Here is a 19,187-nt window from a genome sequence, read left to right on the forward strand (position 1 = left end):
ATGGGCTTACCTCCGGTAACCTTACTCCGGAGTCAGTTCTGGAGCGCACTGGGAGTCCCACATGGCCGACCGCTATCTGAGCTTCACGGGCACCGCACCCGGCCGCTTCCTCACCCGCCGTCTGGGGTTGCCCCAACCCGCGCCACTGAAACGCTCGTCGGCGGGGCGGCCCGCGCCGGAGGGCGGCCGGCTGCTGCTGACGGCCGGCAAGTCGGAACTGGACCTGACCGGGCCGCGCCTCGACCTGACGGCCTCCTCCGCGCAGGCAGCCTCATCCGAGCAGCCCGGCGCCGTCGTCCTGGACGCCACCGGAGTCCGGGACGTCGAGACGCTCGCCGAGGTGCACACGGCGCTCCACCCCGTCGTACGGTCGGTCGCCACGAGCGGCCGGATCGTCGTCCTCGGCGCGCCCCTCGACCCCGCCGACCACCACCAGGCCGCCGCCCAGCAGGCACTGGAGGGCTTCACGCGCTCGCTCGGCAAGGAGATCGGGCGCGGCAGGACCGTGAACCTCGTCCGGCTGACGCAGGCACGCGCCGCCGAGTCGACCCTCCGTTTCCTCCTCTCTCCCAAGTCGGCGTACGTCAGCGGCCAGGTCATCGAGATCGGCGCCGACGACGGGATCACGGAGCCCGGCGACCCCGACCGCCCCCTCACCGGCCGCACCGCCCTCGTCACCGGTGCCGCGCGCGGCATCGGTGAGGCGGTCGCCGAGACGCTGGCCAGGGACGGCGCCCGGGTCGTCGTCCTCGACGTGCCGCAGGCCGAACAGGACGCGCGGCGCGTGGCCGACCGGCTCGGCGGCACCGCCCTCGCGCTCGACATCACCGCCCCCGACGCGGGCGAGCGCATCGCGGCCGCGCTGCCCGACGGGCTGGACGTGCTGGTCCACAACGCCGGGATCACCCGTGACCGGCGACTGGTCAACATGACCGCCGAGCGCTGGAGTTCGGTGCTGGACGTCAACCTCGCGAGCGTGCTGCGCACGACGGACGCGCTCCTGGCGAGCAGGACGCTGGGGCGGGGCGGCCGGATCGTGGCGACGGCGTCGATCGCGGGGCTGGCGGGGAACGCCGGACAGACCAACTACGCCGCGAGCAAGGCCGGCGTCGTCGGCCTGGTCCGCTCCCTCGCGCCGCGCGCGCTCGCCGAGCACGGGGTGACGGTCAACGCGGTCGCGCCGGGCTTCATCGAGACGAAGATGACCGCCGCGGTTCCCCTCTTCATCCGGGAGGCGGGGCGGCGGATGAACTCCCTCGCGCAAGGAGGACTGCCGGTCGACGTCGCCGAGACGACCGCCTGGCTGGCGGATCCGGGATCCGGTGCCGTCAACGGGCAGGTCGTACGCGTATGCGGCCAGAGCCTGCTGGGGGCCTGATGTCCCTCGTCCTCACCAGTGCTCCTTCCCTTCCGCCCCTGCTCGCCCGGGGCGCCCTGCTGTCACCCTTCAAACGACCGGCGGCGGACGCGGAGTTCCCGCGCACCCGGCTCGTCCTGCCCGGTGTGGGCGTCGACCTCGCGCGACTGGCGGCGTACGAGCGGGTGTGCGGCTTCGCCACGGGCGACGACGCGCTGCCGATCACCTATCCGCACGTCCTCGGCTTCCCCCTGGCCATGCGGCTGATGAGCGCGCGGGAGTTCCCACTGCCGCTGCTCGGACTCGTTCACACGTCGATCGAGATCACCCGGCACGCGGCGATGACGGCGACCGGCGAGTACGAACTCACCGTTCACGTCGACGGGTTGGTGCCGCATCGCCGGGGGACGGAGGCCGTGGTGGTCACCGAGATGCGGGCGCGGGAGGGCGTCGTATGGGAGTCGAGGAGCAGGTATCTCGCCCGGCACCGCACGAACGCGGTGGACGGGCGCACATCCACGGTGCCCGAGCCGCTCCCTCAGGTCGCCGAATGGCGCATCGCCGGGGACGTCGGGCGGCGCTACGGCGCCGCCTCCGGCGACCGCAACCCCATCCACCTCCACCCCCTCACCGCCCGGCTGTTCGGCTTCCCGCGCGCCATCGCCCACGGCATGTGGACGGTGGCCCGCTGCCTCGCCGCGCACGGCACACCGGAGAAGGTGCTGGTACGGGCGGAGTTCCGAGCGCCGGTCCTGCTGCCGGGGACGGTGACCTACGCCGCGGAGGGCGGGCGGTTCGAGCTGCGGGGCGGCGAGGGTCGCGTCCACCTGGCCGGGGAGGTCTATCCACTCACCTCGTGAGTGGTGCCCGGAGGTGTCCAGGGCCTGCCGCCCATGAGGTTGCCCAGGCCCGACCAGGCGAAGTTCATCAGGGTGGCCGCCGCCTCCGTCTCCGTGACGCCCGGCGTGGCGTTGGCCCAGTCGGCGAGCGACTCGGCGGCGCCCACCAGGGCCTCGGCGAGACCGGCGACCTCACGCTCGGGAAGGTCGGGGTCCCGATGGGCCTCGCGGGCCGCGGCGAGGATCAGCTGCGTGACGAACGCGACGATCTCCGCGCGCATCGCGGCGGCCTCGGAGGCGAACGGCTCGCCATGGGTGCGGGCCTGGAGGTGCAGGACGGACCAGCCGTCCGGGTTCTGGGCGGTGTGCGTGAAGAACGCCCGCAGTCCGTCCCAGAGTTGCCGGTCGGCGGCCGACTCGGGGTGGACGCCCGCCCGCACGGCCGCGGTGAGGGCGGCCGCCTCGCGTCGGATGCAGGCGGTGAAGAGGTCTTCCTTCGAGTTCAGATACAGGTACACCAACGGCTTGGACACGCCCGCGAGTTCGGCTATCTCGTCCATCGACGCGGCCATGTACCCCCGCTGGCCGAAGGTCCGCACGGCGGCGTCGAGCATCTGCTGCTCACGGACGGCACGCGGCATCCGCTTGGTCTTCACGGCACCCATGCCGATTAGCGTACGGGCCGGGAGGGCGATCCCACCCGGCCCGCCGCGAACCGCTGCCTGCTCCCCCGCCCTACTCCTCGCCGCTCATCTCGTCCGCGAGCCGCTCGATCCGGTCGATCCGGTCGCTCCACTGCCGCCCCTCGCCGGACGGCAGGGCCGTCAGCCGGGGCAGCAGCTGGGCGGTGAGGAGGGTGGACAGGGCCGAGGTGTCGGCGCCCGTGCCGTCGGTCCGTACGACCACCGGCTGCGGGGCCTTCCCGGCGAGCTTCGCGCCCACCTCCAGGCGGCGCCGGGCCAGTTCGTACTGCAGGACGGCCCGGTTGTCGCGGTAGGCCTTGGCGAGGGCACGCTGGGCGCGCGCCTCGTTCTCGGCGGCGATCAGGCCGCTGCGGCCCCGCGTCTCGATCTCGAACCGCACGCGCTGGGCGTTGGTCTCCTGCTGCTCGAGCAGCTGGGCGACCTCCTCGCGGGCCCGGTTCAGCGCGGCCCTGACCTCGACGATCCGGGCGTCCCGCACCTTCTTGGCGCGCTCGATGTCCATGCCCAGCTGGTCGATCCGGCGCTTGCGGACGAGCCCCCACTCCTGGTCGTAAGCCGTGCGCTCCTTGGCGACCCGCTCCCGGGTGGCCAGGTGCTGCTGGTACTGCGCGGGCAGCTGCACGTCCGGGATGTTGGAGCCGGTGATGCGTACGCCGTAGCCGGACAGCTGGCGGTTGAGCAGCTCCTGCATGTCGGCCACGTCCGAGCCGCGCAGGTCGTACGCCCGCTCGGTGCGCATCTTCCGCGCCCGCTGCCGGATCGCGTCCTGTACGGCGCTGGAGAGCACCAGGTCGAAGTTGCCCGCGCCGATGGTGCGGACGAACAGCACGGCGTCGGTGATGCGGAACTTCAGGAAGAACTCGATCGAGCGCAGCGGCACGTTCTCCTGCGTGGGGCAGGCCATCACCGGTGCCGAGTACGGGATCTCCGTGGCCACGTCGACGACGAAGTCGACCCGGGACCACGGGTGCCACAGGTAGTGGCGGCCGGCGTCGAGGGTGCGGACGACGGCGCCGTAGCGGGTCTGCACGCCGTTGGTGCCCTGCTCGATCTCGACGATCGAGGAGCGCCACCACCACAGCGCGCCGATCAGCAGCAGGACGACGCCGCCGGCGTAGGAGAGGGCGGCGAGGGTGCCGTAGGTGAGATCCCCGGTGCTCGCGGCATCCGCCTCGCCGAGTGTCAGCATCAGGCCTGTCAGCAGGGCGTAGACGCCGAGCCACAGCGGCAGCATCCACCACAGGCGGCGCCGGTGGCGGGGGATGATGACCGGGATCAGGGTGTCGGCCTCGCCGCCGCGCAGGAGCCGCGCGATGTCGCTCCAGGGGGCGACCGTCTCGGCGATGACCGACCGGCGGTGGGAACGGGCGCTGCTCACTGGGCGGCCTCCTCGGACACGTCGGAGCTGTCGGAGACGTCGGAGCTCTCGGAGCTGTCGGTCGATGCGGACTGGTCGGGCACCTGCGGCACCGTCGGCCGCTCGGCGGCCAGCAGCGCGCCGATCTCCGCCTCCCGCGCGGCGATCCGCTCGGACACCTCGGCGAGACGCGACCGTGCGGCGGCCATGTCCTCGTCGGTGAACAGCTCCGTGCCCCGCTCGCCGACCAGTTCGCGGGCCAGCTCAAGGAAGTCGATCCCGGCGACGCCGCCGCCGTCCGCCGTGCCGCCGATGCGCACGAGCCGCGGCAGATGGTCGGCGACCTGCTCGAGGGTGTCCAGCACCTGCTGCTGGTAGCGGTACTCCAGGATCTCCGGCGCCTCGGCGGCGGTGACCGCGCGGATGTCCAGGGCCTGGGCCTCGAGCAGGGCCGCGTTGGCCTTCGCCTCCGACTCGGCCTGGACGTAGCGCTGCCGGGCGAGGGCCTCGGCGCGGTTGGTCTCGCGCTCCACGGCCGTGTCCATCTGCGCCTGGTACTGGGCGATGTCGGCCTGGATCGCGGAGAGCGTCTCCTGGCTGGAGGCGAGTTCGCGGGTGAGGTCGCCCTCGTCCTGCTCCTTGCGGAGCTGAAGGGCGTACTCGTGCGTGTACGCCTCCTTGGCCACCCGCACCATCTCGGGCGCCGCCAGGTCCATGCGGTAGCGCTGGTCGGAGGGCTCGGCGTGGGTGATGTTGGCGTTGGTCAGCTCGACGGCCGGGCGGAACTGCTGGTTGAGCTGCTCCAGCAGCCGGCCGGTGTCCTCGCCGACCATGTCGTAGATGCCGGCGGCTTCCTGCTCGTAGATGAGGCTGCGAATGGTCTCACTCACCGCGTTGCTCAGCTTCTCCTCGAAGCCGCGCACCGCGCCCAGCGTGTAGACGAACTCGGTCGGGTCGCTGATCCGGAACTGGATGAACAGGTCGATCGACGCCTTCACGCCACCCCTGGTCGGGGCCTCGCGCACCGGCGCGTTGAACGGGTACTCGATCGTGGTGTTGACGATGTACGACACCCGCTTCCACGGGCTCAGCAGCACGACCCGGCCCGGGCCGACGACCTTCTCCAGCTTGCCGAACTTGGTGATCATCGCCTGGCAGCCGTCCGGCACCATGACCATGCCCTGCCGCCACCACACGAAGCCGACGGCGACGAGCGAGATGACCCAGTAGTGCACGCCGAACAGCGGGTTCGTCAGGACGTCGGCACCGGCCGCCCCCACGATTCCCGCGCCCACCGCACCCAGCACGAGCAGCGTCAGCACCGGCAGCATGGAGACGAACGAGCGGCCCTTGGGGATCACCATCGGGCAGATGGCGTGCGCCACCTCGCCGCCCTCGCGCACCTGCTCGCTACGGCCGAGCGCCTCCCCTGCCTCGTCCAGCGGCACCGTCTTCTGCCGCATGACGGTGGCGGTGGAGCCGCCCTGCTCCCGGGCGGCCAGGAAGTCGGCCGGGTCGATGGCCCAGCCCTGCGCGTCGTACTCCTCGCCGCCGGCTCCCGGTGTCCCGCGTCCGCCGATCTGCCGCCGCAGTTCCTCCTGCGCGGCCGTCCGCGGATCGGTGCCGGAGGCTACGGCCTCGGCAACGCGTCGTGCGCCCTGTTTCGCGCGCGCTCGTGCCACGCTTCCCCCTTGTGTTCCGATGCCCGTTGGATGCGGGTGCTACTGGTGATACACCGGTCGGCCCGATGTGGTTCCAGCCATCCCACATCATGATCCGGACAAGGGTAAGGGGGGCGGCCCGGACAGTTACCCGTTGGTATGCGCTGCCGGGATCCCGAAGCGCCAGGATCGGGAAGTGCCGGGATCGGGAAGAGAACGTGCCGCGGCCTACGAGGCCTGCGAAGCCTTCCCCTGCGCCCGAGCCGCCTCGTCGACCACGTCGTCCTCCTGGCTGCGGTTGGCCTCCAGGTTGGCCTTCACGCGGTCGACCTTCTGGACGATCTGGACGGAGGCGCGGTCGCGCTCCTTGCGCAGGACGACGAAGCTGATCGGGGCCGAGATCAGCAGGGCGAGCAGGATGATCCACATGCCGTTGGAGTCGCCGAGGCCGCGCGGGGCAAGGCCGGAGTAGACGAGGCCCCAGACGACCACGAGGCAGCCCACGAAGATCCCGAGGCGCATCAGTGTGTAGCGGAGCATCTCAATCCACTCTTCCGATTCCAAAAAGGGCCACCGTCCAGTGAAGCACGCCGCCCCGCTGATCTTGCAGGGGGGTCGATACGCGGCTCAGCCGAGCGGCAACAGCATGATCACGTCGTCCCGGTCGTCGTCCGGCGCGACCCGGATGGCGGCGGGGATCCGGCCGACCTCCTTGTAGCCGCAGGAGCCGTAGAAACGCTCCAGGCCGAGGCCGCCGCGGCAGGTGAGGCGGATCGCCTCGATGCCGTCGAAGGTGCGGGCGGCCCGCTCGGCGGCCGTCAGCAGGTCGCGGCCGTAGCCCTTGCCCTGGTGGCGGGGGTGCACCATCACCGTGTACAGCCAGATCCAGTGGGTCATCAGCCGGTGCGAGTTGAAGGTGAGGAAGGCGGTCGCGGCCACCCGGCCGTCCTCGTCGTGCCCGACGAGCAGCCGCCGGCTTCCGTCGGCCATGGCGGCGAACTTCCGCACCAGCTCGGGCCGGATCTCCTCACGCGTCACCGGCGGCACGAAGCCCACGGCCCCACCCGCGTTGGAGACGTCGGTCCACAGATCGAGGATCCCATCACGAAGGGCGGGGGTGACGGCCGGATCGAGAGTGAAAGTAAGGGACACCCAGGCATCGTATCTATTACGACAAGGCTCGCGCCGCCACTTTCAAATCGGCGACCAGCCCCTCGTACGCGGCCTTGCGGTCAGCGTCGTCCCGTGCCCGCAGCACCGACGACGGATGCACCGTCGCCACCAGTTTCTCCTGCCGCCCGTGAATCTCCCGCTCCAGCAGCGCCCCGCGCACCTCACCGACCCGGAACGACGAGCCGAGCAGCGCCTTGCCCGCGCTCGCGCCCAGGAGCACGATCAGCTCGGGCTCGACGAGGGCCAGCTCGGCGGCCAGCCACGGCGCGCACGCGGTCATCTCGCGCAGGGTCGGCGCCTTGTGGATACGGCGCTTCGGGCCTTCCGTCGGTGTGAACTTGAAGTGCTTCACGGCGTTGGTGACGTACGCGTCCGCCGGGTCTATGCCTGCCTCTGCGAGAGCTCGGTCGAGGAGCTTGCCGGCGGGGCCGACGAACGGCTTGCCCTGGCGGTCCTCCTGGTCGCCGGGCTGTTCGCCGACGAGCATGACGCGGGCGTTGACGGTGCCCTGGCCGAAGACGGTCTGGGTGGCGTTTCGGTGCAGGGGGCAGCCATGGCAGTCGGCGGCGGCACGACGCAGGGAAGGGAGGCCGCCGCGGTCCGGGACGAAGGGTGCGGCCGTGTAGGCGTCCTCGGGTGCCTTTGTGCTCACCATGGCCGACGAGTACCCCCTAGCCGGTAGTCAACCCGGCCAGCCCGATCGATCGATGCCAGGACAGGGCGCACACATTCACGAGCCGCGAGGACGGCGGTTCCGACGGTCCACGGGGTTCCTGGTACGCCGAGCCCGGCACCTGGTAGGCCCTGGACTGCCGACGGCGACGGCGACGGTCGCCGGCAGCCGGCGAGCCGTCAGACCCGCATCGGCTGCGGCGACTCCCGGCGCAACGGGTCAGGACCGTCGTACTCCCGGATGATCTCGTACCGCGTGTTCCGCTCCACCGGCTGGAACCCCGCGTCCCGGATCAGGTCCAGCAGGTCCTCGCGGGTCAGCTTGTTCGGGGTGCCGTAGTTGTCCGCGTCGTGGGTGATCTTGTACTCGACGACCGAGCCGTCCATGTCGTCGGCGCCGTGCTGCAGCGCCAACTGGGCGGTCTGGACGCCGTGCATGACCCAGAAGACCTTGACGTGCGGGACGTTGTCGAACAGCAGCCTCGACACCGCGAAGGTCTTCAGGGCCTCGGCGCCGGTGGCCATCTGGGTGCGGGCCTGGAGGCGGTTGCGTACCTTGCCGTCCTTCATGTCCACGAAGTCGTGCTGGTAGCGCAGCGGGATGAAGACCTGGAAGCCGTTCGTCTCGTCCTGGAGTTCACGCAGGCGCAGGACGTGGTCCACCCTGTGCCGCGGCTCCTCGATGTGGCCGTACAGCATGGTGCACGGGGTCTTGAGGCCCTTCTCGTGCGCCAGGCGGTGGATGCGGGACCAGTCCTCCCAGTGGGTGCGGTGGTCCACGATGTGCTGCCGGACCTCCCAGTCGAAGATCTCGGCGCCGCCGCCGGTGAGCGACTCCAGGCCCGCGTCGATCAGCTCGTCCAGGATCTCGGACGCCGACAGACCGCTGATCGTCTCGAAGTGGTGGATCTCCGTCGCCGTGAAGGCCTTCAGCGAGACGTTCGGAAGGGCGGCCTTCAGCTCCCGCAGCGAGCGCGGGTAGTAGCGCCAGGGGAGGTTCGGGTGCAGGCCGTTGACGATGTGCAGCTCGGTGAGGTTCTCGCTCTCCATCGATTTGGCGAGCTTGACTGCCTCCTCGATGCGCATCGTGTACGCGTCCTTCTCGCCCGGCTTGCGCTGGAACGAGCAGTAGGCGCAGGAGGCCGTGCACACGTTCGTCATGTTGAGGTGACGGTTGACGTTGAAGTGGACGACGTCGCCGTTCTTGCGCGTGCGCACCTCGTGCGCGAGGCCGCCGAGCCACGCCAGGTCGTCCGACTCGTACAGCGCGATGCCGTCCTCACGGGTCAGCCGTTCACCGGCCATGACCTTCTGCTCCAGCTCGCGCTTGAGCCCGACGTCCATACCTCAACCCTTTCTACGACAACCGCGATCAACCGTACTCCCCCACCCTCCGGGCGGGAGGTGCCCCCATACGGCCCTCCGGGCCTACGCCTCCGCCGGCAACTCACCCACCCGGTTCTCCCACTTCGTGGAGAGCACGATCGTCGTACGGGTCCGGGACACGCCCGTGGTCCCGCTGAGCCGCCGGATGATCTTCTCCAGCCCGTCCACGTCGGCCGCCCGCACCTTGAGCATGTAGGAGTCGTCGCCGGCGATGAACCAGCAGTCCTCGATCTCCGGCAGGTCCTTCAGCCGGTTCGCCACGTCCTCGTGGTCGGTCGCGTCGGAGAGCGAGATGCCGATCAGCGCGGTGACGCCGAGGCCGAGCGAGGCGGCGTCGACGGTGGCGCGGTAGCCGGTGATGACGCCGGCCGCCTCCAGCCGGTTGATGCGGTCGGTGACGCTGGGTCCCGACAGGCCGACGAGGCGTCCCAGCTCCGCGTAGGAGGCCCGGCCGTTCTCCCTCAGGGCCTGGATGAGCTGCCTGTCCACCGCGTCCATGCGATTCGAAGCCTTCCGCTGAAGAGTTCCAGAAGTGATGAGAGGTACTGCCACTTGCGACTTGCTGTGTGCCTGCCGCTACCGGACGGGTGTGCCGCCGCCCAGTTCGCCCTTCCAGCGCCGGTACAGGTCGTGCTCGACGCCCGCCGCGTCCAGCACCCGTCCGGCGACGAAGTCGACCAGGTCCTGGATGTGGGTCGCGCCCGCGTAGAAGCCCGGCGAGGCCGGTACGACGCTCGCGCCGGCGTCGTCCAGCGCGACGAGATGCCGCAGCGTCTGCCCGTTCAGCGGGGTCTCCCTTACGGCCACGACCAGCGTGCGACGCTCCTTGAGGGTGACGCTCGCCGCCCGCTGCAGCAGATCCTTGGACAGCCCGAGCGCGACGCCCGCGACGCAGGCCGTCGAGGCGGGCACGATCAGCATGCCCTTGGTGGGGTACGACCCGGAGGACGGCCCGGCCGCGAGGTCCCCCGCGCTCCAGTGCCGTACGCCGGTGATGTCGACCTCGAAGGTCCCGGGCTTGCCGTCGGCCCCGCGGGAGAGCCATTCCCGCAGGTCGTCCCGCCAGTGCGCGTCCCGGAAGGCGAGGCCCGTCTCGTCGAGCAGCGTGAGCCGCGAGGCCCGGCTGACGACCAGGTCGACGCTCTCCCCGGCGGCGAGGAGCGCACGCAGCACCGCGGCGGCGTATGGGGTGCCGGAAGCGCCGGACACCCCTACGATCCAAGGCGTACGCGGCGTCTCTCCTGGCTTGACTGGGTTCACGCCCCCGAGCCTATCCGGCGTTGCGGGGTGGGAACCGACGAAGGGGGGCCGGGCGTTCCCAGGGGGGACGAGTTGGGCGGGGGTTGCCATGCCGGGTACGTCGGGCACATGGGGTACGCGCGGTCCGGGTGCGTGGGGTGCGGGGCGCGAGTGGTCGTGGGGTGAGCGCGCGAGGACCGCGGCCAAGCTGATGCTGGGCTGGGTGGCCCTGCTGTGGCTGCTGGAAGTGGCCGACGTGATCAGCGGGCACGCCCTGGACGGCTTCGGCATCGTCCCGCGCACGTCGTCCGAGCTGGTGGACGTCGTCCCGGCCGCCTTCATCCACTTCGGCTTCGCCCACGTCGCCGCGAACAGCGTGCCGCTGCTGGTCCTGGGGTTCCTGGCGGCGCTCGGCGGCATACGCCGGTTCGCCGCGGTCTGTGCCCTGATCGTCGTCGCCGACGGCCTCGGCGTCTGGCTGATATCCCCGGCCGGCACCAACACCGCGGGCGCCTCGGGCCTGATCTTCGGTCTGTTCGGCTTCCTGGTCGTCACCGGCTTCGTGGAACGTCGCCCGCTCGGCGTCCTGGTCGGCCTGCTGGTGGCCGCGGTCTGGGGCGGCTCGATACTGGCAGGCCTCGCCCCGACCCAGTCCGGCGTCAGCTGGCAGGGGCACCTGGTGGGGCTGGTGGCGGGGGTGGCGGCGGCGTTCTTGCTGCGTCGCCGGACGACTGGTCCGGCACTCAGGGCCGGGAGCGCGCTTTAGGGTCGATCGGGAGGCCGGCGGTGGGGACTGTCAGCTTGCCGAGCGGTGAGTCGATGGTGAGGTCGGGGCCGTACGGGATGGTGTCGCGGCCCAGGTAGCCGTCGGGCCCTGGGTTCCACATCGTGACGCAATGGCCCTTCAGCCAGTCGAGGATCAGGTAGTTGGCGATGCCTCGGGAGGCGTTCAGCGGGGTTTGAGCTCGTAGTCGCGGCGGATGCTCTCCGGGGACACCACTTCGGCCACGAACTCGATGAGATCGGCGGGGTAGGAACTGCGGTTCTCGTCCTCCGCCTCGGCCGGGATGACCGCGATGTCGGGGCAGAACTCATTGGCGTCGTCAAAGGGGAACGCAACATCGCTCACCAGCTCCCAGACCGGCGCAAGCTGCGGCTCCAGATCGTTGGACACCTTCCGGATCGTCCTCCCGTGGAACGGCCTGACCGGGTTCATCACAATGCTGCCCTCGACAATCTCCGTCAGATAGCCGGGGAACATGCCCTCCAGCTTGCTGAGCTGCGAGTGCAGGCGGTCGATGCCCGAGACGGTCACGCTGGCCTCCCTGGGGTCCTGCCCTCGATGGTAGGCCGCACCGTACTTACACGGTCAGACCCCGAACCAAGAGATCAAGCAGCGCACACACGAACAGGGCAATCCCGATGAACCCGTTGACGCTGAAGAACGCCCTGTTCACGCGGGACAGGTCGTGCGGGCGGACGATCGAGTGCTCGTAGAGGAACGCGGCGGCCACGATCAGCAGGCCCAGCCAGAAGAACGCGCCCGCGTCCGTGACCACCGCGTACCAGACGAACAATCCCGTCGTCACCGCGTGACAGACCCGCGCTCCCCAGATCGCCGCCGGGATCCCGAAGCGGGCCGGCACCGACATCACGCCGATCTCGCGGTCGGTTTCGACGTCCTGGCAGGCGTAGATGAGGTCGAAGCCGCCGATCCAGATGCCCACCGCCAGACCGAGGATCACCGCGTCCCAGGACCAGGAGCCGGTGATCGCCAGCCAGCCGCCGACCGGGCCCATCGCCTGGGCGAGGCCCAGGATGGCCTGGGGGAAGTTCGTGAACCGTTTGCCGTAGGGGTAGACGACCATCGGGATCACGGCGATGGGCGCGAGGGCCAGGCACAGGGGGTTGAGCAGGGCGGCCGCGCCCAGGAAGATCACCAGGGCGATGAGGGCGCCGGTCCAGGCGTGGCGGACCGACATCGCGCCCGTGACCAGTTCGCGCTGGGCCGTGCGCGGGTTCCGCGCGTCGATCTCGCGGTCGATGATCCGGTTCACGGCCATCGCGAAGGTACGCAGGCCCACCATGCAGACCGTCACCAGGAGCAGTCGGCCCCAGTGGATGTTCCTGTCCATCTGGAACATCGCGGTGAGCGCGGCGATGTACGCGAAGGGCAGCGCGAACACCGAGTGCTCGATCATGACGAGGCGGAGGAACGCCTTCGTGCGTCCTGGCTGCGGAATCGCGGCGGAGGCGCTGCTCACAGTCCGTACTCCTTCCAGCGGCGGTCGACCTTCGCCGCCGTCTCGGGGTCGGACTCCACCATGTCGGGCCAGCCGCCGTCGCGCGTGTAGCCCTCCTCGGGCCACTTCTTCGTCGCGTCGATGCCCGCCTTGCCGCCCCAGAACTGCTGGTAGGAGGCATGGTCGAGATGGTCGACGGGGCCTTCGACGACCGTGAGGTCACGGGCGTAGTCCGTGTTGCCGAGGGCCCGCCAGGCGACCTCGTGCAGGTCGTGGACGTCGCAGTCGGAGTCGACGACCACGATCAGCTTGGTCAGGGACATCATGTGGGCGCCCCAGATCGCGTGCATCGTCTTCTGGGCGTGCTTGGGGTACTTCTTGTCGATGGAGACGATCGCGCAGTTGTGGAAGCCGCCCGCTTCCGGCAGGTGGTAGTCCACGATGTCCGGGACGATGATCTTCAGCAGGGGGAGGAAGAAGCGTTCCGTCGCACGACCCAGGGGACCGTCCTCCGTCGGAGGCCGGCCTACGACGATCGACTGGAGCAGGGGTCGACGGCGCATCGTCACGCAATCGATCTTCAGGGCGGGGAAGGGCTCCTGCGGCGTGTAGAAACCGGTGTGGTCGCCGAAGGGGCCTTCCGGCAGCATCTCGCCGGGCTCCAGCCACCCCTCCAGCACGACCTCGGCCTGCGCCGGGACCTGGAGCGGGACGGTCTTGCAGTCGACCATCTCGATCCGCTTACCCGCGACGAAGCCCGCGAACAGGTACTCGTCGATGTCACCGGGAAGCGGGGCGGTGGAGGCGTACGTCACGGCGGGCGGGCACCCGAAGGCGATCGCGACCGGCAGCCGCTCTCCCCTCCTCGCCGCCACCTGGTAGTGGTTCCGGCTGTCCTTGTGGATCTGCCAGTGCATGCCGATGGTGCGCTTGTCGTGGCGCTGCAGGCGGTACAGGCCGAGATTCCGTACGCCGCTCTCCGGGTCCTTGGTGTGGGTCAGCCCCAGGTTGAAGAAGGAGCCGCCGTCCTTGGGCCAGGTGAACAGGGCCGGGAGACGATCCAGGTCGACCTCGTCGCCGTGCAGCACGACCTCCTGCACCGGCGCGTTGTCGGACTTCACCTTCTTCGGGGGTACGTGCGTCATGGCGCCGAGCTTCCCGAAGGCCTCGCGGACCCCGACGAACCCGTGCGGCAGCTCGGGCTTGAGCAGCCCGCCGATCTTGTCGGAGATGTCGCCGTACGACTTCAGGCCCAGGGCCTTGAGCAGCCGCCGGTCGGTCCCGAAGACGTTCATCGCGAGGGGCATCGACGACCCCTTCACGTTCTCGAAGAGCAGCGCGGGACCGCCGGACTTCTGCACGCGGTCGACGATCTCCCCGACCTCCAGATACGGATCGACCTCAGCCTTGACGCGCTTGAGGTCGCCTTCGCGCTCCAGCGCCCTGAGCAGGGAACGAAGATCGTCGTAAGCCATGGGGTCAAGTATCCCCGAGGGGCTACCCTGGCCATTGACCCGGGGGCCGTGCCCCCGGCCCCGACGACCGTTTCACTGGAGAGGGCCCATGCTCCGGGTGCTGATGTTCCTCGTGCCACTGGCGCTGAGCGTGTACGCGTTCATCGACTGCATCAGCACGAAGGAAGAGGACATCCGCCACATGCCCAAGCCGCTGTGGGCGATCCTCGTCCTGGTGTTCCCGCTGGTCGGCTCCATCTCCTGGATGATCGCGGGCAAGAAGCGCAGCCCGGCCGCCGAGGGCTGGTCCGGCGTACGGGACCAGCGTCGACGGCAGCGGTGGGTCGCCCCCGACGACAATCCCGAGTTCCTGAAGTCGCTGGACGAGGACGACGACGAGAAGAAGCGCGACGAGCCCTGACCGGCGCTCCTGTTGGCCACGCTCGGTCACAACTCACCGAGAATGAGCGGCGGATGATACATCCCGCTCGGACGGCGACAGACCTCGGGACGTTTACCCAAGCAAGTTGCACAACTTTTTTCAGCCTACCCGAGGGTAACAATCGCCTTCATTCTCAAGAGAGTTGCTCGAACACACCCCTCACATGCAAGGCGTGAACGTCACAGAGCACAGGAATGTCGACTCATCTATTCGAACTCGCCGCCCACTCCCGCACGTTGACGCCGCACGTCCGTTGATGACGCGGGGTTGACCCACATGAGTGATAGGGGTTCCGAGCCCGACACCCGGTAGTCTCCTCCTAGCTCCTCGCTGTACCGGTGCCCGTGGGCGCCGTACGGGTTCACAAGGCCCGGTACCCAACAGAGAGGAGCAAGGTCCGTGGCTAGCCCTGACCAGCCGAGCGACCGGGACGACGCCGTCCCCCCTGACCCGCAGGATCCGGGCCCACCGGAACCGGACACCACGGGCCGGGACAGCGCCGATCCGCCGCACGGCACTCCAGAGGCGGACCGCGGTAACGCGCCGCGCAGTCGGGCACGCGTGGCCGGCGAGTGCCTGTATTGGCTCGTCCGGCTGATGCTCGACCTGTACGACAACGGCGGATGAGGTTGGGACCTCATCCGCCGTCAGTTACCGAATAGTCGGCACGTGGGCCCGCGGTCAGGTTCCCGCCTTGGCGCGGGCCCACAGTCACTCTTCGGTAAGTCGTCGCGGAGCACAGCGCTCCGGGGACAGTCCCACTGTAGAGATCCCCCCAGAAAGCCACCCCGTTGCGCGCCCATCCTGATGCCCGCAGCCATGCCACGGAAACCCAAAACAGTTCTGAACGGTACCACGCCATACCACTTGAGCTGCAGAAAGCCGCCAGAACACCCTTCAGGATGAATCCGCACCCACGATAATGGACGTGAACGGTACCGCACGGCTAGCAAAGCTAGTTTGAATGGGTAACGAGAGAGGGAGCGGGCGGCAGTGGCTCGTGGCATGACGGACTTCGACGGCGAGGCCCTGCGCACCGCGCGCCTGACCCGCCCGGTGGACGGCGAGCTCCTCAGCGCGGAGGCGGTCGCCAGGCGCCTGGGCACGTCCAAGAGCCGCATCCTCGCCTACGAGAACAACACCTCCAAGCCGGATCCGAAACGCATCGCGCAGCTCAGCGACCTCTTCAGCATCCCCGCACGCAGACTCCGCACGAAGCGCGCCCTGGCCGACCTCCACGGGCTGCGCTGCCAGAGCGGACTGACCCTGGCCGAGGCCGCCGCGAAAGTCGGTATCAGCCGCAGCAGTTATGCCAACCTCGAGCGGCGCGCCCTGCTGCCCGTCCGGGACGACGGAACGGTTCGCATGAACCTGGCCCGCGTCTTCGGCGTGACGCCCGCCGTCATCGACCGCGCGCTGCTCAAACACCCCGCGGCGGTCGCCCGCCAGGCCGAACTGGCCGAACAGCTCCGCATCGTCTTCCAGCGGGCCCACCAGGAGCACGCCCCCGCCGTCATCGACGTCGACGACCCCCTGCTCCAGCGCATCGCCAAGCTCCTGCAGCGGTCCCCGAAAGTCGCCTGCCGCATCGTCAACGCCGAACTCGACGCCTACCGCGAGCTGTTGCGCGACCATGCGCGTATGAAGGTCGACGAGGCCTTCGCACAGTCGGCCGACGACGCGGCCGGCGCCCGCAACCGCCGTATCCGTCTCGAAGCCCTGATCGAGCTGGCCGAACCCACCGCCGCGAAGAATGTGAGCCGGTTTCTGTCGGAGGCGATGAACGTCCGTCAGTGGCGGCTCATGGTCGCCCTCACCAACGCCGGCCTCGACGGCATCGCCCTGTCCAGCATCTCGCGCTACGCGTCCGCCGCGGACCTCGCCGTCCTCCAGATCCGGCAGTACGCCACCGTCCTGCAACGCGGCGACCAGGCCTACGCCACGCCCACCGAGAACGGCCTCAGCACGGTCCGTACCAACTACGCCCGCTACGGCCGGCTGTATCCACGGGTGCCGGCACCCAACCTGAGCCGCTACTGGGACCAGCGCCGGCGCCCGATCGTGGTGCGACGGGCCGTACGGCCGGCGCAGGACACCATCTGAGCGCCGGGCCGGCCCACGCAGCCGTCAGCCCACGCCCCTCGTCGCCTCTCCCGGCGCCCCCTCCGCCACGAGCCTGCCTCCCCCCGACCCGCCTTCCGGCCCGAGGTCGATCAGCCAGTCCGAGGCGTGGGCGACGTCGAGGTTGTGCTCGATGGTGACGACCGAGTGGCCGGTGTCGACGAGGCGTTGGAGTACGGCGAGGAGGCGGGCCGTGTCGGCGCAGTGGAGGCCGGTGGTGGGTTCGTCCAGGAGGTAGAGGGTGCTGCCGGCAGCCTTGCGGCCCAGTTCCTTGGCCAGTTTCAGGCGTTGGGCCTCGCCCCCGGAGAGCGTCGTGGCCGGCTGGCCCAACGGGAGATAGCCGAGACCGACGTCGGACAGGCGGCGCAGGCGGGCGGTGATCGCCGGGACATCGGCGAACATCGCCAGGGCCTCGTCGACCGTCGCCTGAAGCACCTCGGCGATGTCGTGTCCGGCATGGCGCACCGACAGCACCTCCGGCTTGAAGCGCCGGCCGCGGCAGCCCGGACACCTCACCTCCACCGGCGGCAGGAAGTGCATATGGACCGAGAGCACGCCGGCACCCTCGCACCGTTCGCAACGGCCACCGGGGACGTTGAAGGAGAAGGCGCCGGGAGTCAGCCGCCCGCCGGAGCGGGCCGCGAACGTCTCCCTGATCGGGGTGAACACATCCGAGTAGGTCGCCGCGTTCGAGCGGGGCAGCCGGCTGATCGGCTCCTGGTCGATGGTCACCACCTTGCCCAGGTGCTCCCAGCCGTCGATCCCGTCGTGCTCGCCGGGCCGGTCCCCCGCGCCGTGGAAGTGCCTGCGGGCCGCCCGGCCCAGGATCTCCAGCAGCAGGGTCGACTTCCCCGACCCGGACGGCCCGGTGACGGTGACCAGGCGGCCGAGCGGGATCCGTACGGTGAGGTCCTTGAGGTTGTGCGCCCGCGCCCCGCGAATCACCAGCGCCCGGCCGGCGTTCCCCCGCCCCTTCGAGGCGGGCGCCGACAGCCGGCCCGCCAGATACGCCCCCGTGATCGAGCCGGGAGCCTCAGCGGCCGTAAAGCCGCCCTCGGCCCCCGTCAGCGAGCCCACGGTCCCCGTGGCCCCGGCCCGCGCCACCTCCTGCGGCGTCCCCTGCGCCACGATCCGCCCGCCGTCGCGCCCCGCGCCCGGACCGACGTCCACCACATGGTCCGCCGCCCGCAGCACGTCCAGGTCGTGCTCGATGACCAGCACCGTGTTGCCGAGGTCCCGCAGCCTGCGCAGCACGTCGACCAGGCGGGCGGTGTCGGCGGGGTGGAGTCCCATGGTCGGCTCGTCCAGGACGTACAGCACGCCCGTGAGCCCCGATCCCAGCAGCGCGGCCAGCCGCAGCCGCTGCGACTCGCCCGCGGACAGGCTCGGGGTCGGCTGCTCCAGGGTGAGATAGCCGACGCCGACGTCGACCAGCCGTCGTACCCGCTCTTCGAGGTCGGCGACGACCGGCTCCACGAACAGCCACTCCTCTTCGGAGACCCGCTCCCGCAACCCGCCGAGCCAGGCGGCGAGTTCGTCGAGGGACGCACGGGCCGCCTCGACGATCGTCAGGCCGTGCACGGTGACCGCCCGGCTCTCCGCCCGCAGCCGCGCGCCCCCGCACTCCCCGCAGACCTCCTTGACCAGGGCCTGCTTCTCGGTTCGCTCCCGGTACTCGGTGTCCTCGATGCGCTCGGCGTAGCGCCGCATCACCGCGGTGGCGACGCCTTCGAAGCGTCCGGCGGTGACGGTGGCGGGCGGCTCGGTGTCCGGGAAGTGGCGGCGGAACTCGGGGCTTTCGACGCCGTACAGGAGCAAGTCCCGCTCAGGATCGATCAGTTGGTCCAGCGGACGTTCGGTGTCGAAGGTGAACCCGTAGTGCCGCGCTGCCGCCCTCAGCACCTGCACAGTGCGCTCGACGGCCTTCGGGTGCAGGCCGAGTACGGCCCCCTCGGCGACCGATCGCCCGCCGTCGACCAGGCGGCTCACGTCCGCCCGGATCACCTCGCCCAGGCCGGTGCAGGTGGGGCAGGCGCCGGCGGGCTTGTTGAAGGAGAAGGAGCCCATCACCAGCTCGGGGACGGGGGCACCGCAGTGCGGGCAGGGGCTCTGCTCGCCCTCGGTGTCCTCGTCGTCGTACTCGTACGCGTGCGACGGCGGGACGTCCTTCCCGCAGCCGGGACACGGCCGTATCCCGATCCTCGACCACAGCAGCCGCAGATAGGTGAACACCTCGGTGACGGTGCCGACCGTGGAGCGGGGGCTGCGGTTGGTGAGGTGCTGGTCGACGCTGATGGACGGGGACAGGCCGGTGATGGAGTCCACGGAGGGGCGGCTGACCAGACCGGTGACCATGCCAAGCGACTCCATGTACTGCCGCTGGCCCTCCCGGTGGAGGGTGTCGAAGGCGAGGGTGGACTTGCCGGAGCCGGACAGGCCGGTCATGACGATCAGCTTGTTCTTGGGGATCGCGAGGGTGACGTTGTCGAGGTTGTGCAGACGGGCGCCGGTGATGTGGATGCAGTCCTCCATGCCTTCA

Annotated in this window: 18 protein-coding genes and 1 pseudogene; 6 read left to right on the forward strand and 13 right to left on the reverse strand. The window is 70.2% G+C overall.

The window, feature by feature from the left end; all coding sequences use genetic code 11:
• Positions 1-61 precede the first annotated feature (61 nt).
• The gene (locus IF78_RS0122955; protein ID WP_031478052.1) at positions 62-1,378 is read left to right on the forward strand and encodes a 3-oxoacyl-ACP reductase; all 1,317 of its coding nucleotides are present in this window, start codon (positions 62-64) and stop codon (positions 1,376-1,378) included.
• Positions 1,378-2,217 (forward strand): MaoC family dehydratase, encoded by an 840-nt coding sequence (locus IF78_RS0122960; protein ID WP_031478054.1) that lies wholly within the window; start codon positions 1,378-1,380, stop codon positions 2,215-2,217. Before IF78_RS0122955 ends, IF78_RS0122960 begins: the two co-directional genes overlap by 1 nt.
• Here IF78_RS0122960 and IF78_RS0122965 read toward each other — a convergent pair.
• The 9 genes from IF78_RS0122965 to IF78_RS0123005 all read right to left on the reverse strand — a co-directional run bounded on the left by IF78_RS0122965 (position 2,199) and on the right by IF78_RS0123005 (position 10,409).
• Positions 2,199-2,861 carry a TetR/AcrR family transcriptional regulator gene (locus IF78_RS0122965; RefSeq protein WP_031478056.1) on the reverse strand — a complete coding sequence of 221 codons (663 nt, stop codon included), beginning with the start codon at positions 2,859-2,861 and terminating at the stop codon, positions 2,199-2,201. The genes IF78_RS0122960 and IF78_RS0122965 overlap by 19 nt on opposite strands.
• 70 nt (positions 2,862-2,931) lie before the next feature.
• Positions 2,932-4,278, reverse strand: coding sequence for an SPFH domain-containing protein (locus tag IF78_RS0122970; RefSeq protein WP_031478057.1), 1,347 nt, complete (start codon positions 4,276-4,278; stop codon positions 2,932-2,934).
• Positions 4,275-5,939: an SPFH domain-containing protein gene (locus IF78_RS0122975; protein WP_031478059.1), complete on the reverse strand. Its 1,665-nt coding sequence runs from the start codon at positions 5,937-5,939 to the stop codon at positions 4,275-4,277. The genes IF78_RS0122970 and IF78_RS0122975 overlap by 4 nt, the downstream gene beginning before the upstream one ends.
• 207 nt (positions 5,940-6,146) lie before the next feature.
• Positions 6,147-6,458, reverse strand: a complete 312-nt coding sequence (locus IF78_RS0122980; RefSeq protein WP_031478060.1) for a DUF4229 domain-containing protein — start codon at positions 6,456-6,458, stop codon at positions 6,147-6,149.
• Between the two features lie 87 nt (positions 6,459-6,545).
• Positions 6,546-7,070: a GNAT family N-acetyltransferase gene (locus tag IF78_RS0122985; protein WP_031478062.1), complete on the reverse strand. Its 525-nt coding sequence runs from the start codon at positions 7,068-7,070 to the stop codon at positions 6,546-6,548.
• 16 nt (positions 7,071-7,086) lie between these two features.
• The gene (locus IF78_RS0122990) at positions 7,087-7,746 is read right to left on the reverse strand and encodes a UdgX family uracil-DNA binding protein (RefSeq protein ID WP_031478064.1); all 660 of its coding nucleotides are present in this window, start codon (positions 7,744-7,746) and stop codon (positions 7,087-7,089) included.
• Between the two features lie 197 nt (positions 7,747-7,943).
• Positions 7,944-9,107, reverse strand: coding sequence for an aminofutalosine synthase MqnE (gene mqnE, locus IF78_RS0122995; protein ID WP_031478066.1), 1,164 nt, complete (start codon positions 9,105-9,107; stop codon positions 7,944-7,946).
• An 84-nt stretch (positions 9,108-9,191) separates the two neighbouring features.
• Positions 9,192-9,647, reverse strand: coding sequence for an Lrp/AsnC family transcriptional regulator (locus IF78_RS0123000; RefSeq protein ID WP_031478067.1), 456 nt, complete (start codon positions 9,645-9,647; stop codon positions 9,192-9,194).
• Positions 9,648-9,725: 78 nt separating this feature from the next.
• Positions 9,726-10,409: a UbiX family flavin prenyltransferase gene (locus tag IF78_RS0123005; protein WP_051828099.1), complete on the reverse strand. Its 684-nt coding sequence runs from the start codon at positions 10,407-10,409 to the stop codon at positions 9,726-9,728.
• An 88-nt stretch (positions 10,410-10,497) separates the two neighbouring features.
• Here IF78_RS0123005 and IF78_RS0123010 point away from each other — a divergent pair, with 88 nt between their 5' ends.
• Positions 10,498-11,154, forward strand: a complete 657-nt coding sequence (locus IF78_RS0123010; protein WP_051828102.1) for a rhomboid family intramembrane serine protease — start codon at positions 10,498-10,500, stop codon at positions 11,152-11,154.
• Here the strand turns inward: IF78_RS0123010 and IF78_RS43795 are convergent.
• The 3 genes and pseudogenes from IF78_RS43795 to IF78_RS0123025 form a co-directional block, all read right to left on the reverse strand.
• Positions 11,132-11,703 (reverse strand): annotated as a pseudogene (locus IF78_RS43795) (Uma2 family endonuclease). The gene IF78_RS0123010 and the pseudogene IF78_RS43795 overlap by 23 nt on opposite strands.
• A 46-nt stretch (positions 11,704-11,749) precedes the next feature.
• Positions 11,750-12,652, reverse strand: a complete 903-nt coding sequence (gene mqnP, locus IF78_RS0123020) for a menaquinone biosynthesis prenyltransferase MqnP (protein ID WP_031478071.1) — start codon at positions 12,650-12,652, stop codon at positions 11,750-11,752.
• A complete protein-coding gene (locus tag IF78_RS0123025; protein WP_031478073.1) occupies positions 12,649-14,106 on the reverse strand; it encodes a menaquinone biosynthesis decarboxylase in 1,458 nt (485 codons plus the stop codon). The genes mqnP and IF78_RS0123025 overlap by 4 nt, the downstream gene beginning before the upstream one ends.
• 88 nt (positions 14,107-14,194) lie before the next feature.
• Here IF78_RS0123025 and IF78_RS0123030 point away from each other — a divergent pair, with 88 nt between their 5' ends.
• From IF78_RS0123030 to IF78_RS0123035, 3 genes are all read left to right on the forward strand, one after another.
• Positions 14,195-14,506: a PLD nuclease N-terminal domain-containing protein gene (locus IF78_RS0123030; RefSeq protein WP_031478075.1), complete on the forward strand. Its 312-nt coding sequence runs from the start codon at positions 14,195-14,197 to the stop codon at positions 14,504-14,506.
• Between the two features lie 420 nt (positions 14,507-14,926).
• Positions 14,927-15,154: a hypothetical protein gene (locus IF78_RS48515; RefSeq protein WP_158751477.1), complete on the forward strand. Its 228-nt coding sequence runs from the start codon at positions 14,927-14,929 to the stop codon at positions 15,152-15,154.
• 378 nt (positions 15,155-15,532) lie between these two features.
• Positions 15,533-16,630 carry a helix-turn-helix transcriptional regulator gene (locus IF78_RS0123035; protein ID WP_031478077.1) on the forward strand — a complete coding sequence of 366 codons (1,098 nt, stop codon included), beginning with the start codon at positions 15,533-15,535 and terminating at the stop codon, positions 16,628-16,630.
• A 24-nt stretch (positions 16,631-16,654) separates the two neighbouring features.
• On the opposite strand, the gene uvrA is transcribed toward IF78_RS0123035, so the two are convergent.
• Positions 16,655-19,180 (reverse strand): excinuclease ABC subunit UvrA, encoded by a 2,526-nt coding sequence (uvrA, locus tag IF78_RS0123040; RefSeq protein ID WP_031478079.1) that lies wholly within the window; start codon positions 19,178-19,180, stop codon positions 16,655-16,657.
• Between the last annotated feature and the right edge of the window lie 7 nt (positions 19,181-19,187).

It is taken from the genome of Streptomyces bicolor, assembly GCF_000719285.1.
Lineage (GTDB): Bacteria > Actinomycetota > Actinomycetes > Streptomycetales > Streptomycetaceae > Streptomyces > Streptomyces bicolor.